This is a genomic window from Klebsiella ornithinolytica (genome assembly GCF_030505655.1).
GTDB classification, from domain to species: domain Bacteria; phylum Pseudomonadota; class Gammaproteobacteria; order Enterobacterales; family Enterobacteriaceae; genus Klebsiella; species Klebsiella ornithinolytica.
This window is the reverse complement of sequence record NZ_CP130153.1, coordinates 1,468,156-1,480,931: the sequence shown is the minus strand read 5'-3', so window position 1 is coordinate 1,480,931 and position 12,776 is coordinate 1,468,156. Positions and strand designations below refer to the sequence as shown.

Annotated in this window: 12 protein-coding genes; 2 read left to right on the top strand and 10 right to left on the bottom strand. The window is 54.8% G+C overall.

Annotation, left to right across the window (positions count from 1 at the left end):
• Positions 1–18 precede the first annotated feature (18 nt).
• From Q1L34_RS07045 to Q1L34_RS07030, 4 genes are all read right to left on the bottom strand, one after another.
• On the bottom strand, positions 19–1,692 hold the full coding sequence (locus Q1L34_RS07045; RefSeq protein ID WP_075808309.1) for a carbohydrate porin: 1,674 nt from the start codon (positions 1,690–1,692) through the stop codon (positions 19–21).
• Between the two features lie 59 nt (positions 1,693–1,751).
• Positions 1,752–2,063 carry a PTS lactose/cellobiose transporter subunit IIA gene (locus tag Q1L34_RS07040; protein WP_004865228.1) on the bottom strand — a complete coding sequence of 104 codons (312 nt, stop codon included), beginning with the start codon at positions 2,061–2,063 and terminating at the stop codon, positions 1,752–1,754.
• A 21-nt stretch (positions 2,064–2,084) separates the two neighbouring features.
• Complete coding sequence (locus Q1L34_RS07035; RefSeq protein WP_327204422.1) at positions 2,085–3,407, bottom strand: PTS sugar transporter subunit IIC; 1,323 nt, start codon at positions 3,405–3,407, stop codon at positions 2,085–2,087.
• A 112-nt stretch (positions 3,408–3,519) separates the two neighbouring features.
• Positions 3,520–3,834, bottom strand: a complete 315-nt coding sequence (locus tag Q1L34_RS07030) for a PTS sugar transporter subunit IIB (RefSeq protein ID WP_327204421.1) — start codon at positions 3,832–3,834, stop codon at positions 3,520–3,522.
• Between the two features lie 196 nt (positions 3,835–4,030).
• Between Q1L34_RS07030 and Q1L34_RS07025 the strand changes: the two genes are divergently transcribed.
• Positions 4,031–4,750 (top strand): GntR family transcriptional regulator, encoded by a 720-nt coding sequence (locus Q1L34_RS07025; protein ID WP_004865235.1) that lies wholly within the window; start codon positions 4,031–4,033, stop codon positions 4,748–4,750.
• 15 nt (positions 4,751–4,765) lie between these two features.
• Here the strand turns inward: Q1L34_RS07025 and Q1L34_RS07020 are convergent, their stop codons facing one another.
• Both Q1L34_RS07020 and fabB read right to left on the bottom strand, forming a co-directional pair.
• Complete coding sequence (locus tag Q1L34_RS07020) at positions 4,766–5,941, bottom strand: MFS transporter (protein ID WP_004865239.1); 1,176 nt, start codon at positions 5,939–5,941, stop codon at positions 4,766–4,768.
• An 873-nt stretch (positions 5,942–6,814) separates the two neighbouring features.
• Complete coding sequence (gene fabB, locus Q1L34_RS07015; RefSeq protein WP_004865242.1) at positions 6,815–8,032, bottom strand: beta-ketoacyl-ACP synthase I; 1,218 nt, start codon at positions 8,030–8,032, stop codon at positions 6,815–6,817.
• 158 nt (positions 8,033–8,190) lie between these two features.
• Between fabB and mnmC the strand changes: the two genes are divergently transcribed.
• Positions 8,191–10,179, top strand: coding sequence for a bifunctional tRNA (5-methylaminomethyl-2-thiouridine)(34)-methyltransferase MnmC2/FAD-dependent 5-carboxymethylaminomethyl-2-thiouridine(34) oxidoreductase MnmC1 (gene mnmC / locus Q1L34_RS07010; protein ID WP_044349059.1), 1,989 nt, complete (start codon positions 8,191–8,193; stop codon positions 10,177–10,179).
• Between the two features lie 108 nt (positions 10,180–10,287).
• Here the strand turns inward: mnmC and Q1L34_RS07005 are convergent, their stop codons facing one another.
• Genes Q1L34_RS07005 through mepA form a run of 4 tightly spaced genes read right to left on the bottom strand, consistent with a single transcriptional unit; the run spans position 10,288 to position 12,776 of the window.
• Positions 10,288–10,563, bottom strand: coding sequence for a YfcL family protein (locus Q1L34_RS07005; RefSeq protein WP_004865246.1), 276 nt, complete (start codon positions 10,561–10,563; stop codon positions 10,288–10,290).
• A 31-nt stretch (positions 10,564–10,594) separates the two neighbouring features.
• Positions 10,595–11,143 carry an elongation factor P hydroxylase gene (locus Q1L34_RS07000; protein ID WP_004865249.1) on the bottom strand — a complete coding sequence of 183 codons (549 nt, stop codon included), beginning with the start codon at positions 11,141–11,143 and terminating at the stop codon, positions 10,595–10,597.
• The gene (locus Q1L34_RS06995) at positions 11,143–11,952 is read right to left on the bottom strand and encodes a sulfite exporter TauE/SafE family protein (RefSeq protein WP_004865251.1); all 810 of its coding nucleotides are present in this window, start codon (positions 11,950–11,952) and stop codon (positions 11,143–11,145) included. Before Q1L34_RS06995 ends, Q1L34_RS07000 begins: the two co-directional genes overlap by 1 nt.
• Positions 11,952–12,776 (bottom strand): penicillin-insensitive murein endopeptidase, encoded by an 825-nt coding sequence (mepA, locus tag Q1L34_RS06990; protein ID WP_004865256.1) that lies wholly within the window; start codon positions 12,774–12,776, stop codon positions 11,952–11,954. Before mepA ends, Q1L34_RS06995 begins: the two co-directional genes overlap by 1 nt.

The window sequence follows — 12,776 nt, the reverse complement described above, 5'->3', positions numbered from 1 at the left end:
GGTGTCTTGATGAGGCAATTACCACCACACCTCGGCCTGCACGCCCAGCATCAATTCATCTTTGCTGTCGTCGTTGAACCGGTACTGTGACAGGCCGTTATCCAGAATATTGATATAGGTCCCGTAGAAACGAATTTCCGGTCGCGAACCTAACAGACTCGGCCCGACTTTCAGCGCATGATAGAGCGTCGTTTTATACGCCGATTCTTTCAAATCCTTGCCTTGCTCCGTTTTGTTTTTCTGCGCAAACCAGCCTAACTCCACCCCGGTCTGATTCCAGGTATCCCAAATCCACGCCGGACGAATCACCGCGCGGAAGCTGTCAAAATCGCTATGCGCGCCGCTTTCGTAACTGTAGATATCGTTCCCGTGCGACCAGACCAGCGCATTGGCCATAATCACGCGATCGGCCAGGTACATTTCGCCCTGTGAAATCAAACGTAAAGCGACGCCGTTAGTATGATCGCCATAGTAGTAGCGCCCGTGAGCCATGGAGTTACTGGCGCCGGAGAAGTTCGAGAAACTGCTGGCATAAGAGTTATTCGCCACCTGGAGCGTAAATTCATTAAAGCCCTTACGCGCCAGCTCCTGACGGATGATCCCGGTGGCCATCCAGCTATCCTTGAGCGTAAAGTAGCTATTGTTCTCCTCGTTTTTCTCCTGTTCATCATTCTTGTTTGCAAATGCATATTTGCCCATCAACGACAGCGAGCCGTTTTTCCACAGCGGAATGTTGCGATAGCGCAGATCCACCGAATTGGTGTTCATTTGTGTGGTCTGCGTGAAATCACGCGAATAAACATCCACATCATTGCGGCTGAGAGACGCGTCAAGCTGCCCGACGCCCAGCGCCCAGTTCTGGATCCCGACACCGGCTGCAACATCGGTGGTCAACGATTTCCAGTCAAGCATCTGGATTTCATACTCCGGCAGCTTGTGTTTACCTACCCAAAAATCAGCCTCCGGCGCAAACGGCAGGAATCCTTTGGTGGTGAGATAGATATCGCTGAACTGAAGAATATTTTCGTTATTGGTGTCGCCAAACCAGGCATCGTTATACTGCTCACCAACATTACCATCGTAGGTCACGACGGCGTTGGCGGTTTTCCCATCCTGGTTATAAACCCGCTGATTTAAGGTCAAATCAAACCAGCCGCTCATTTCATTACCAAAACGGCCCAGCGAACCCGCCGCATAGGTCTGCGACGACCCGTGATTTGAGGTGCCCCAGCCGGAACGTAGATAACCCTGATAGCTGAAGCCAATATCCTCTTTGACGAATTTGCTGAGATCCTTCATGGTCACGCTCTCAACTTTCGCCTTCTTGCCGTCGGTATTAATGACCGCCACCTGCTGTGTCGCTTTGACTTCTGCCGGCGCCGCCCGTTGGCTGATTTCATTATTTTCATTGGCGATATTTTCTGCCACCGGAGAGGTCGCCGTCGGGTAACCCGCGGTGACATTTCTTTGTTCATTCTCTTTTATACTTTTTTGCAACACGGCCACTTTATCTTTATATGTCGATAATTGTGATTGTGTTTTTTGCAATTCTTTTTTATTGGCTGATAATTCTGATTCCAGCAATTCAAGACGTTGTTCAATCGTTAATTTCGCTGCTAAAACAGCGGGTGACGAAATAGCCAGAAGTACCGATAGAGACAATAAGCTAACCTTCAATTGACTTGAATACATAGAGTACCTTGCATATTTTTATAATACGCCTTCAGCCGGATGACTGAAGGCAGGGAAAGTCAGGCAGAGATTTCTTGTCGCAGCGCAATAATTTCTTTGGCTAAGTCCTGGCACAGCATCGCGGTCATTAAATGGTCCTGCGCGTGAACCAGAATGAGATTGACGGTCATTTTCCCGCAGCCTTCATCCAGACCAATCAGCGCCGTTTGTATCTTGTGCGCCTCCCGGCAGGCCATTTCTGAGCTGGCCATTAGCGTCTCAACGGTCTCCCATTCCCGGCGGCGCGAGGCGGCGATGGCCTCCATTGCATCCGAGCGGGCCTGTCCGGCATGGATAAGCAGTTCCATCACCGTGCTTTCATCAGCAAACATATTTATTTCCCCACGTTTTTATTACTCAGCGGCCGCTGCGGTATTCACCTTGTTCGCCGCAATCACAAACGGTAAATAGATCAGCGTTGAAACAGCGAGGCACAGAATGCCGACAAAGAGCGCTAACCAGTTACCGCCGGTCCCAAAGAAGGCAATCAGCGGACCTGGCGTGGTCCACGGAACCGCATAGGCAATCGGCGGAATAAACTCCATGCTAATAAAGAAGTAACCAATCAACGAGTTAATGAAAGGAACCAGGATAAACGGAATCACCAGAATCGGGTTCAGGACGATCGGTAAACCAAACATCACCGGTTCGTTGATATTGAACAAACCCGGTACGAAGGCCATTTTCGCCAGATCGCGATAATCCTTACGCCGCGAAGCGATGAAGATGGCCAGCAGCAGCCCCAGCGTCATCCCCGAGCCGCCGCAGTTGGCGAACGCATCGTTGATGCCGGTCCAGGTTATCGGATAAGGCGCCCCCCATGTGGTGCCGTGTGAGGCCGCATAGGAGAGGTTTTCCAGATTCGCTTCCGAGAAAATAGTTTCCCGAATCGCCGCAACGGTATTGGGCCCGTGGATCCCCAGCACCCACAGGAAGTTTGCCACCAGCCCCAGAATCAGAACGGTGATAATGTTGGTCCCCATATCCTTCAGCGGCGCCTGAATCAGCGTATAGATCAGATCGTTAAGGCCGTTCGGCGAGATGCGGGTCAGCAGGTAGTTCATGATGGAAAAGAAAATCATCACAAAGAAGATCGGCAGCAGCACCTTGAACGAGCGCGCCACCGCCGGCGGTACCGCTGCCGGCATCGTAATGGCCACTTTCGGGTTACGCGCCAGCCGGCAAAAGACCTCGCTGGAGATCAGCGCAACGATAATGGCTACAAACAGCCCCTGCGGCCCGAGATATTTTGTCGTCAGATAAGCCTGACCATCGATGATGATATAAGGTGTATAGACCACAAAAAAGGCGCCAATCGCCGTTAGTCCGCACAGCAGATCGTCCTGCTGGAAGCTAATCGCGATATTGCGCGCGACGAGAAAGGTAATCAATATTGCCATAATATTGACTGAGCCATTCATCACCGGGGTAAAAATTTGCTGCGCGTCAGCAAGATTCGGGAATATTGTTCCCAAATGTAAAATGCTGGCAATAAAACCATCAGGAGACAATATTGCAAAGTTAATTAAGATAATCAGCGAACTGGCCATCACGATTGGGAAGGATAAAATAAATGCATCCCGAATCGCCGATACGTGAATCTGAGAATTTAGTTTTATAGCCACGGGGACAAGGATTTTCTCCATGCCGCGTTCAAAGGCATTCATAAAACTCATGATGAACCCTTATTTTTATCGATAATCTGCGATAGCGCCCCAGCACTGGAGCAGAGGTATCCGGCGGCACGACGCTGAAATTCAGGCGTTAACCGGGGTAATAGACAAAGAATTATTTATTGGCCAGTAAGGTAAGCGCACTGTCTAACACCGCCGGGCCTTCCATTTGCCCGTAATATTTCATACCAATAACCGCAACCGGCATTTTACCGTGAGCCACCTCTTCTATTTCACTTTTCTGGAAACGAACCTGCGGCCCTAATAAAACCACATCCACTGCGTTTTTTTTGATTTTTTCTTTGGCTTCAGAAATGGCCAGCGCATTGATATTTACCGCAATCCCTGACGCCGCAGCATGCTCCTGCATGCGTTTCACTAACATACTGGTGGACATCCCGGCAGCACAAACTAACAATATATTTTTCATTTTCCTTCCCTTTCCTGTTCATCAGTCTCAATTGACGAGCACTGTAATAATTGTTAATTTTCTTATCCGCAGTTGCGATCACAGTTAGCAAGAGAAAAGTTGTTCAGAAACCAGGAAAAAAATGAACGTGTTGGCGTAAATTTAACGATGCATAACAACAACCCAATGTTTTAAAAGGGATTATTGAGGTTCAAAAGTGGTTTATAAAAATGTAGTTAATTTACTGAAAAACAAAATTAATAGTCCGCTCTATAGCATTGGCGATCTTCTGCCATCAGAAAAAGAATTAGCAGAACTTTATGATGTTTCGCGAAATACACTACGTAAGGCGCTAAAGGCTCTGGAGGAGGAGGGTTTAATCGAGCGGCGACACGGTTCGGGGACCTGGATTAGAAATAAACATTTCCAGGCATCGGTGACGCATTTAGACAGTTTTACCGAAATTGCCCGCAACGAAGGCAAAACGCCCTCTAGTCAAATTCTCAAATTTGAATTGCAAACCGCCTCGCAAGAAATCGCGAAAGGTTTGCAGTTACAGCACGGTGAACTTGTATATTATGCTAAAAGATTGCGTTTTATCGATAACATTGCGATGCAATTAGAAGAAACCTGGCTCTCGGCAACGCGCTTTCCTGACCTGACCATCGCCCATATGAAAAAGTCGAAGTTCTCGTATATAGAAAACGAATGCGGGATACGAATTGACGGTTGCTACGAATCCATTGTGCCGATACTCCCCTCCCCGGAACTGGCCACGCTGCTGCATATCAGTACCAAAGATCCGATCATCAAAATGCAAACTCAGGCGATTGATGAGCAGCATCAGCCGATCGACTATTCCATTCTCTATACCAACATGTTTGAGTTTCAGGTGAAGTATTACCTTCCACGGAAAGCCCCCGGTCTCCCTCGCTGAAGACCGGGAATCACGTTATTGACGTAGGGAGAACAGCGTCATGAAAATGCCCAGAACCGCGCATATTGCCCCCGCCAGAAAAACAGAAGAGTAGCCCAGCGACGTGGCGAGCAGCCCGGCAAGCGGGCCGGTGACACCGTATGAAATATCCTGAAAGGCCGCATAGCCGCCGAGCGCGGTACCGCGAACCTGAGCCGGTACGCGTTTGACAACTTCAACGCCAAGGGACGGGAAGATGAGCGAGCAGCCGCAACCGGTCAACGCCGCACCGGCCAGGGCAACCCAGGCATCTGGCGCCAGCCACAGCAGCGTCAGGCCAATGGCTTCGATCAGCAGCGACACCATCGCCACTTTTATGCCGCCAAAGCGATCCGGCATCCAGCCAAACAGGATACGCATCAGCACAAAGGCGCCGCCAAACGCGGTCAGCGTGAAGCCCGCCATCGCCCAGCCGCGGCTGGCGAAATAGAGTGAGACAAAGGTACCAATCACGGCAAACCCCACCCCTTGCAGCCCCAGACCGATGCCCGGACGCCAGATCATACCGACGACGCTCCATAGCGATGGCCGTTCGCCGCCGTGCGCCGGAACTTTACTGACCGTACCATTGATTGCCAGCGCCAGCAGCGGTAGTCCCATCGTGACGCAGGCGAGAACCACAACGCCAAAATGCGAGTAGATCATCAGTCCCAGCGGCGCGCCCACGGCCAATGAGCCGTACATCGCCATCCCGTTCCAGGACATGACCTTGCCTGAACGCGCGGGGCCAACCAGCCCCAGTCCCCAGCTCAGGTTTCCGGTCAACAGCTGGCTTTCACCAAATCCGAGGATCAAACGCCCCAGTACCAGCAGCGCAAATTTGACCAGCACGGAAACCGGCAGTAACGCGGCCAGCAGCCACGCCGCCCCGGCTAATGCGCAGGCAAGCATACCCTGCAGCACCGAACGCTTGGCGCCATGTTGATCGGCCAGACGACCGGCGTAGCCACGGGTCAGCACCGTCGCCAGAAACTGAATGCCCACCGCTACGCCGACCAGCGTATTGCCGAAGCCCAGCTCATGGTGGACAAAGAGCGGGATCACGGGTAGCGGCAGGCCGACGGTCATATAGGTCAGAAAAACGGCAAAGGTAATACGAAATAATGGAATATTCGCTGACGAGGTATTTGTTGTTTCAGTCGCTGCGGACATGCTTTACTCCAGTTCGCAGAGTAAGGCGAGGTAGTAGCCACGCCCCCTCCACCTGATTATCAGGGTTAAGGCGCGTTGGTTGACGTTAAACGCTTACGCATTACCGGGGGGATAATGTTTCGCAGCAGTTTGCCTGTAGAGGTCCGGCTCTGTCAAGCCGACAAAAAGGGATCCCGCAGGCTAATGCCGATGGTTTCAGGATCGGTTGAACGATCCGGCGAAGGTATAAGTATCCGTCATCTCAAAGAGATTACCGTTTTTGATGCGGCGCTGTCAGATTTTCAACACTCTGCAGGAGTCTCTCTCCTTTAGGCCGCGGTTGAGCCAGGGATGCCGTTTTTACGCTGGTTTGCGCGAGAGGGGTTTCGTACTCTGAAGTATGTGTTCCGTGGGATATTCCGTTCACTTTTGCGGTATGTTCCGTGCACGATGCATCCGCCACTGTTCTCACACCCGCTGCGGGTGAACGGCATGGCGGGCGTTTCGCTCGCCCCCATGCCCCCCGGCATTGCGCTGAAAACGGCCGCTGCGCGGTATGCTCCACTCCGGCTTCATCTGGCGGACCGGGCCGGACTCCCCCCCCTGTCTCGACCTGCCCTCTGGCCGCCTTATTCGTCCCATCCATGGGATTCCCCCTCCGGGGCCACGCTAACGTTGTTCAAAAACGCTCCTGGTGTTTTTACCCTGAAGACCGGTCCTGGATGCGCACCGGCGTTCTCGTCCCGTGGCCGTCACGTTGCGATATCCTTGCAAAAGGTTTTTCAGCGGCGGAATGGTCAGCATGGAATAAGCAAAAAAAATGCGGGTCACCTTTCAGTGACCCGCATTAGCCCGCAGGCTACCTTTTGACATACCGGTTGGATAACCAGCCGATTATGCCGTGTGTTTACGCATCACCAGCGTGGCGTTGGTGCCGCCGAAACCGAAGCTGTTGGACATCACGGTCGTCAGCGCTTGTTCAGTCGGTTTGGTGACGATGTTCAGACCCGCCGCCTGCTCATCCATCTCTTCGATGTTAATGCTTGGCGCAATAAAGCCATGTTCCAGCATCAGCAGAGAGTAGATCGCTTCCTGCACGCCCGCGGCGCCCAAAGAGTGGCCGGTCATCGCTTTGGTCGCAGAGATAGCCGGGCTGTGGTCGCCGAAGACTTCGCGAATGGCACCCAGTTCTTTCACGTCACCGACCGGAGTCGAGGTTCCGTGGGAGTTCAGGTAGTCAATCGGCGTGTCTACACCGGCCATTGCCTGTTTCATACAACGTACTGCGCCTTCACCAGACGGAGCAACCATGTCCGCACCGTCAGACGTTGCGCCGTAGCCGACCACTTCGGCATAGATGTGCGCGCCGCGCGCCAGAGCATGCTCCAGTTCCTCAACCACAACCATACCGCCGCCGCCGGCGATAACAAAACCGTCGCGGTGCGCATCATAAGTGCGGGATGCTTTATCCGGCGTTTCGTTGTATTTGGTGGACAGTGCGCCCATGGCGTCGAATTCACAGGCCATTTCCCAGCACAGCTCTTCGCCGCCGCCAGCAAAAACGATGTCCTGTTTGCCAAGCTGAATTTGTTCAACCGCGCTGCCGATACAGTGAGCTGAAGTCGCGCAAGCGGAGCTGATAGAATAGTTCACACCGTGGATTTTGAACGGAGTGGCGAGGCAAGCGGATACCGCAGAAGCCATCGCTTTGGTCACAACGTAAGGACCAACTGCTTTCAGGCCGCGTGGGCTACGCATCGCATCTGCGCCAAACACCTGAGATTTTGAAGAACCGCCGGAACCGGCAATCAGGCCTACGCGAGGGTTGTTCTGATAAACTTCTTCTTTCAGTCCAGCATCGGCTACAGCCTGCTGCATAGAGAGATAAGCATAGATAGAGGCATCGTTCATGAAACGGACCACTTTGCGGTCGATAAGACCTGTGGTGTCCAGTTTAACGTTACCCCACACGTGGCTGCGCATACCAGAATCTTTGAATTCTTGAGAGAAAGTGATCCCCGAGCGCCCTTCACGCAGAGATTCCAGGACTTCCTGCTGGTTGTTACCGATGCTGGAAACGATGCCCAGGCCAGTAATCACTGCACGTTTCATTCAATACCTCTGTAAGTCACACTATTTTAAGTTTCGAGTCGCACAATAGCGTACACTTGTACGCCGAACAAGTCCGATCAGCCATTTTGTGTATAAATTTGCGCCCCCCGGCACACATCGTTAAGATCGTTCTACGCCTTGAGATTCGAGTAACTTACGTGAAACAAAACGCCATACAACCTGCCAACCTGGAATTCAACGCTGAGGGTACACCTGTTTCCCGAGATTTCGATGACGTGTACTTTTCCAATGACAATGGTCTGGAAGAGACGCGCTACGTTTTCCTCGGCGGCAACCGCCTCGATGCACGCTTCCCGGCCCATCCACACCCGCTGTTTGTGGTCGCCGAGAGCGGGTTCGGCACCGGTCTCAACTTCCTGACACTTTGGCAGGCGTTTGATGTTTTTCGCCGCGATAATCCTGAAGCTACCCTGCAAAGGTTACATTTCATCAGTTTCGAAAAATTTCCGCTGACCTCCGCCGATCTACGACGGGCTCATCAGCACTGGCCGGAACTGGCGCCGTGGGCAGAACAATTACAGGCGCAGTGGCCGCTGGCGATCGCTGGCTGCCATCGTCTGCTGCTGGATGACGGACGCATCACGCTGGATTTGTGGTTCGGGGATATCAACACGCTGACCCACGAGCTCGATGATTCGCTGAATCAGCAGGTCGACGCCTGGTTTCTTGATGGTTTCGCACCGGCGAAAAATCCGGATATGTGGACACCGGAGCTGTTCGGGGCAATGGCCCGCCTGGCCAGACCGGGCGGCACGCTGGCCACCTTTACCTCCGCCGGTTTTGTCCGTCGCGGCCTGCAGGAAGCAGGCTTTACCATGCAGAAACATAAAGGGTTCGGCCGCAAACGCGAAATGCTGATCGGTGAAATGACCCGGACGCTGAATATCCCCGCCCGCACGCCCTGGTTTGCACGAACCGGTAGCCAGCAACGCGATGCGGCGATTGTCGGCGGCGGTATCGCCAGCGCCCTGCTTGCGCTCGCGCTGCTCCGCCGCGGCTGGCAAGTCACCTTGTACTGCGCGGATAACGCCCCGGCTGAAGGCGCATCCGGTAACCGCCAGGGAGCGCTCTATCCTCTGCTTAGCCAGCACGATCCGGCGCTGGCCCGCTTCTTCCCGGCGGCATTTACCTTCGCCCGCCGCCTGTATGACGCCCTTCCGATCATGTTCGACCATCAGTGGTGCGGCGTCACCCAGCTTGCCTGGGACGAAAAGAGCGCACAGAAAATCGCGCAGATGCTGGCACTCGACCTGCCGGAAGAGATTGCTGCGGCCGTCAGCGCGCAAACCGTCGCGCAGATCGCCGGCGTCGAAACCGGCTGCGGTGGAATCACCTATCCCTCCGGGGGCTGGCTCTATCCGCAGCAGCTGACGGCAGAACTTTTTGCGCTGGCGGCAACCCGGGGCCTGCGCACCCGATATCAGGTTAAGGTCACAACGCTGGCTGCTGACCATGACGGCTGGCAGCTCAATGAGCAGCTGCGTCATGAGGTGGTGGTGCTGGCAAACGGCCATCATCTGACCGACTTCCCTCAGACTGCGCGGCTGCCGGCGTATCCGGTGGCAGGACAGGTGAGCCATATTCCGACCACGCCTGCGCTGTCCGCTTTGCGCCAGGTATTGTGCTACGACGGCTACCTGACGCCACAAAACCCACGTTATCAGCAGCACTGCATCGGGGCCAGCTACCACCGCGGACAGACGGAGGCGACCTTTAGCGCCGATGATCAACAGCAAAACCGCCAACGGCTGATCGACTGCTTCCCGCAGGCAGCATGGGTGCAGGAGGTAGATACCCGCGGAAATGACGCCCGCTGCGGCGTGCGCTGCGCCACCCGCGATCACCTACCGATGGTGGGCAATGTACCGGATTATGACGCCACGTTATCGCAGTACGCGACGCTGGCCGAACACCAGACGCAGGCGCCGACGGCACCGGTTTACCGCAATCTGTTCGTGCTGGGGGCGCTGGGTTCGCGCGGGCTATGCTCCGCCCCGCTGACGGCGGAAATACTGGCGGCGCAGATGAGCCACGAACCGCTGCCGCTGGACCGAGAGACGCTGGCGGCGCTGAATCCGAATCGATTATGGGTGAGGAAGCTGCTGAAGGGAAAAGCGGTGAAATAAGCCGAACGGCGGCGATCGCCGTCGGTTGGGACAAAAAGCCGCGCGACATCAGGGCGATACCCGGCGTCACGCGGCCTGGCCTGTTTTTCAGGCCAGGCAGTCAGGGGATTATTGCTTTGCCCGCTGATACAAATTATTCCACATTCCCTGCACCAGAATCTGGTCCGGCGGCGACAGTTCGCCTGCGCCGATCGCTTTCTCCAGGCTGCGAATCACCCGATCGTTGATGGCTTTCGCAGAGTGATCGTCCCCTCCTTCCAGCTCGGCTACCGCCAGCGTCAGGTGGCCGCGCAGATAGCCGCTGGCAAACAGTTCATCATCACTGGCGTGGTCTACCATTTCATCAATCAACGCCAGAATGCGTGATTCAAACTCCGCGAGCATTGTCTTTCCTCTTCTAGTGTCAAACGTGGCTTTATTGCAGGTCTTCCGGCCACGGGAATTGTTCTGCCGTCAGTGGCGGCGTCTGATAATATTCTTGTAACGCGCGGATAAACCGCGCCGGACGTTCAGGGATCCCTTGCTCCAGCAAGGTCATAACCTGTGCATGAACCCGCCGCTGAAAGGCAATGCGGTCAGGCTCGAAGTCGCCCTCCAGATTGTCACAGCTCACGTTGAACGGAAAACCTGCCGCCACGCAAAACAGCCAGTCCAGCGCCTGCGGTTTCACCTCAACATCTTCAAACTGACACTGGGTCATGGCATCACGGCCATCCGGGCAGTACCAGTAGCCGAAATCAACCTGCTCGCGACGCGCTTTGCCCGCGATGCACCAGTGGGAAATCTCATGCAGGCCGCTGGCGTAAAAGCCATGGGCAAACACAATGCGGTTATACGGCACGTCGCTATCTGCCGGAAGATAGATCGGTTCGTCATCGCCTTTAATCAGACGGGTATTAAAATCATCGGCAAAGCAGCCGTCAAAAATAGCGATCAGCTGCTGATAATGGTGTTGCTGTTGCATTAATGAATTCCCAACCACTGAAGAATTTCAGCACCGTGGCTGTCATAAAGAAGTTTCGCGCTCATCACGGCGGAGACAACCACAATCATCGGACGAATCAACGATTGTCCTTTACTCAGAACCAGACGTGAGCCGGCGCGGGCGCCAATAAACTGCCCCGCCATCATCACGAAACCGGTCGCCCAAATCACTTTGCCGCCAATGATAAACAGCAATAGCCCACCGACGTTAGAGGTCGCGTTCAGCACTTTGGCGTGAGCGGTGGATTTGGCGAGGTTAAACCCGGCAAGAGTGACGAAAGCCAACGCATAGAAAGAGCCCGCGCCTGGACCGAAGAAACCATCATAAAAACCTACGCAGCCGCCGGCGATCAGGGCAAACGGCAGGCCGTACAGCCGACGCTGACGGTCTGCTTCGCCTAATTTTGGCATCAGCAGGAAGTACAGGCCAATGCCGATCACCAGCACCGGCAGGATCTGGCGCAGAATATCGGACTGGACGTGCTGCACCAGCAGCGCACCGGTGGTTGAGCCGATAAACGTCATCAGGATATTGAGCTTCTGATCCGCCAGGTTCACCACCTTGCGGCGGATAAAATAGAGCGACGCGGAAAGCGATCCCCCGCAGGCCTGCAGCTTGTTGGTCGCCAGCGCCTGCGCCGGAGGCAGCCCTGCCGCCATCAGCGCCGGAACCGTCAACAGCCCGCCGCCGCCCGCCAGGGAATCAATAAATCCCGCCAGAACAGCCACGAAAAAAAGCGCCACCAGTACCGTCGGCGACACCATAAACAGCTCAATAAAGCTTTCCATTACAGCACATGCTCATCCAGTAGCGCCTGGCAGGAAGGCGGCAGCGGAGGCGGCGTCTTCTTCACAGGAGAGGTTGTTCCGGGTTTTGGGGGTTCAAACCAGCTTTGTAGCTCGGCACCGCAGCCATCGCCCGGTGGCGGTGGCGCCTGTTCTTCGCACTCCAGGCTGCCCGCCGGGCAGCGCAGACGAACGTGCATATGTGCACGATGCTGGAACCATGGCCGGACTTTGCGCAGCCACCCGCGATCGTTGCCAGCATCCAGACAGAGCTGCTGCTTGATTGCCGGATTAACAAAGATGCGCGTGACGTCGTTATCTTCTGCCGCCAGCTTAATCAGATGGCTGATTTGCGGGCTCCACAGCGACGGCACCACGCGCTTGCCGTCGCGAGCCACCAGATCCAGCGCCTGTGGTTTCAGGAGCTGCGCTGAACTCCAGCGCGTCTGCGGGAGCTGAAGGAAAATATCAACATCCAGCCCGCTCTGGTGACTGGCATGACCGCCGTTAAAGCGTCCGCCCGCTGGCATCCCCATATCGCCAATCAGCAGCGTCCCCATTCCCTGACTCTGCACCTGATTGCCCAGACGCTGAATAAACTGGATCAGGTCCGGATGGCCGAAGTAGCGGCGCTGGTCGGTGCGCATGACCTGATAACTGGTCGCGCTCAGCGGCAGCGCCTGCGCGCCGACGATACAGCCGTTGGCAAATGCGCCAATTGACTGCGCGCTGCCGCTAATCGGCTGGGTGATTTTTTGCCACGGCGTCGCCGCAAGGCAGGCAGAGCTGGCGACCAGCGCCAGCAGAGCGATAACGGTTTTTTTCAT

Bases quoted from the DNA above. Each gene is read 5' to 3' on its own strand.
- Q1L34_RS07045 (WP_075808309.1), bottom strand. From the start codon at position 1,692: ATGTATTCAAGTCAATTGAAGGTTAGCTTATTGTCTCTATCGGTACTT.
- Q1L34_RS07040 (WP_004865228.1), bottom strand. From the start codon at position 2,063: ATGTTTGCTGATGAAAGCACGGTGATGGAACTGCTTATCCATGCCGGA.
- Q1L34_RS07035 (WP_327204422.1), bottom strand. From the start codon at position 3,407: ATGAGTTTTATGAATGCCTTTGAACGCGGCATGGAGAAAATCCTTGTC.
- Q1L34_RS07030 (WP_327204421.1), bottom strand. From the start codon at position 3,834: ATGAAAAATATATTGTTAGTTTGTGCTGCCGGGATGTCCACCAGTATG.
- Q1L34_RS07020 (WP_004865239.1), bottom strand. From the start codon at position 5,941: ATGTCCGCAGCGACTGAAACAACAAATACCTCGTCAGCGAATATTCCA.
- fabB (WP_004865242.1), bottom strand. From the start codon at position 8,032: ATGAAACGTGCAGTGATTACTGGCCTGGGCATCGTTTCCAGCATCGGT.
- Q1L34_RS07005 (WP_004865246.1), bottom strand. From the start codon at position 10,563: ATGCTCGCGGAGTTTGAATCACGCATTCTGGCGTTGATTGATGAAATG.
- Q1L34_RS07000 (WP_004865249.1), bottom strand. From the start codon at position 11,143: ATGCAACAGCAACACCATTATCAGCAGCTGATCGCTATTTTTGACGGC.
- Q1L34_RS06995 (WP_004865251.1), bottom strand. From the start codon at position 11,952: ATGGAAAGCTTTATTGAGCTGTTTATGGTGTCGCCGACGGTACTGGTG.
- mepA (WP_004865256.1), bottom strand. From the start codon at position 12,776: ATGAAAAAAACCGTTATCGCTCTGCTGGCGCTGGTCGCCAGCTCTGCC.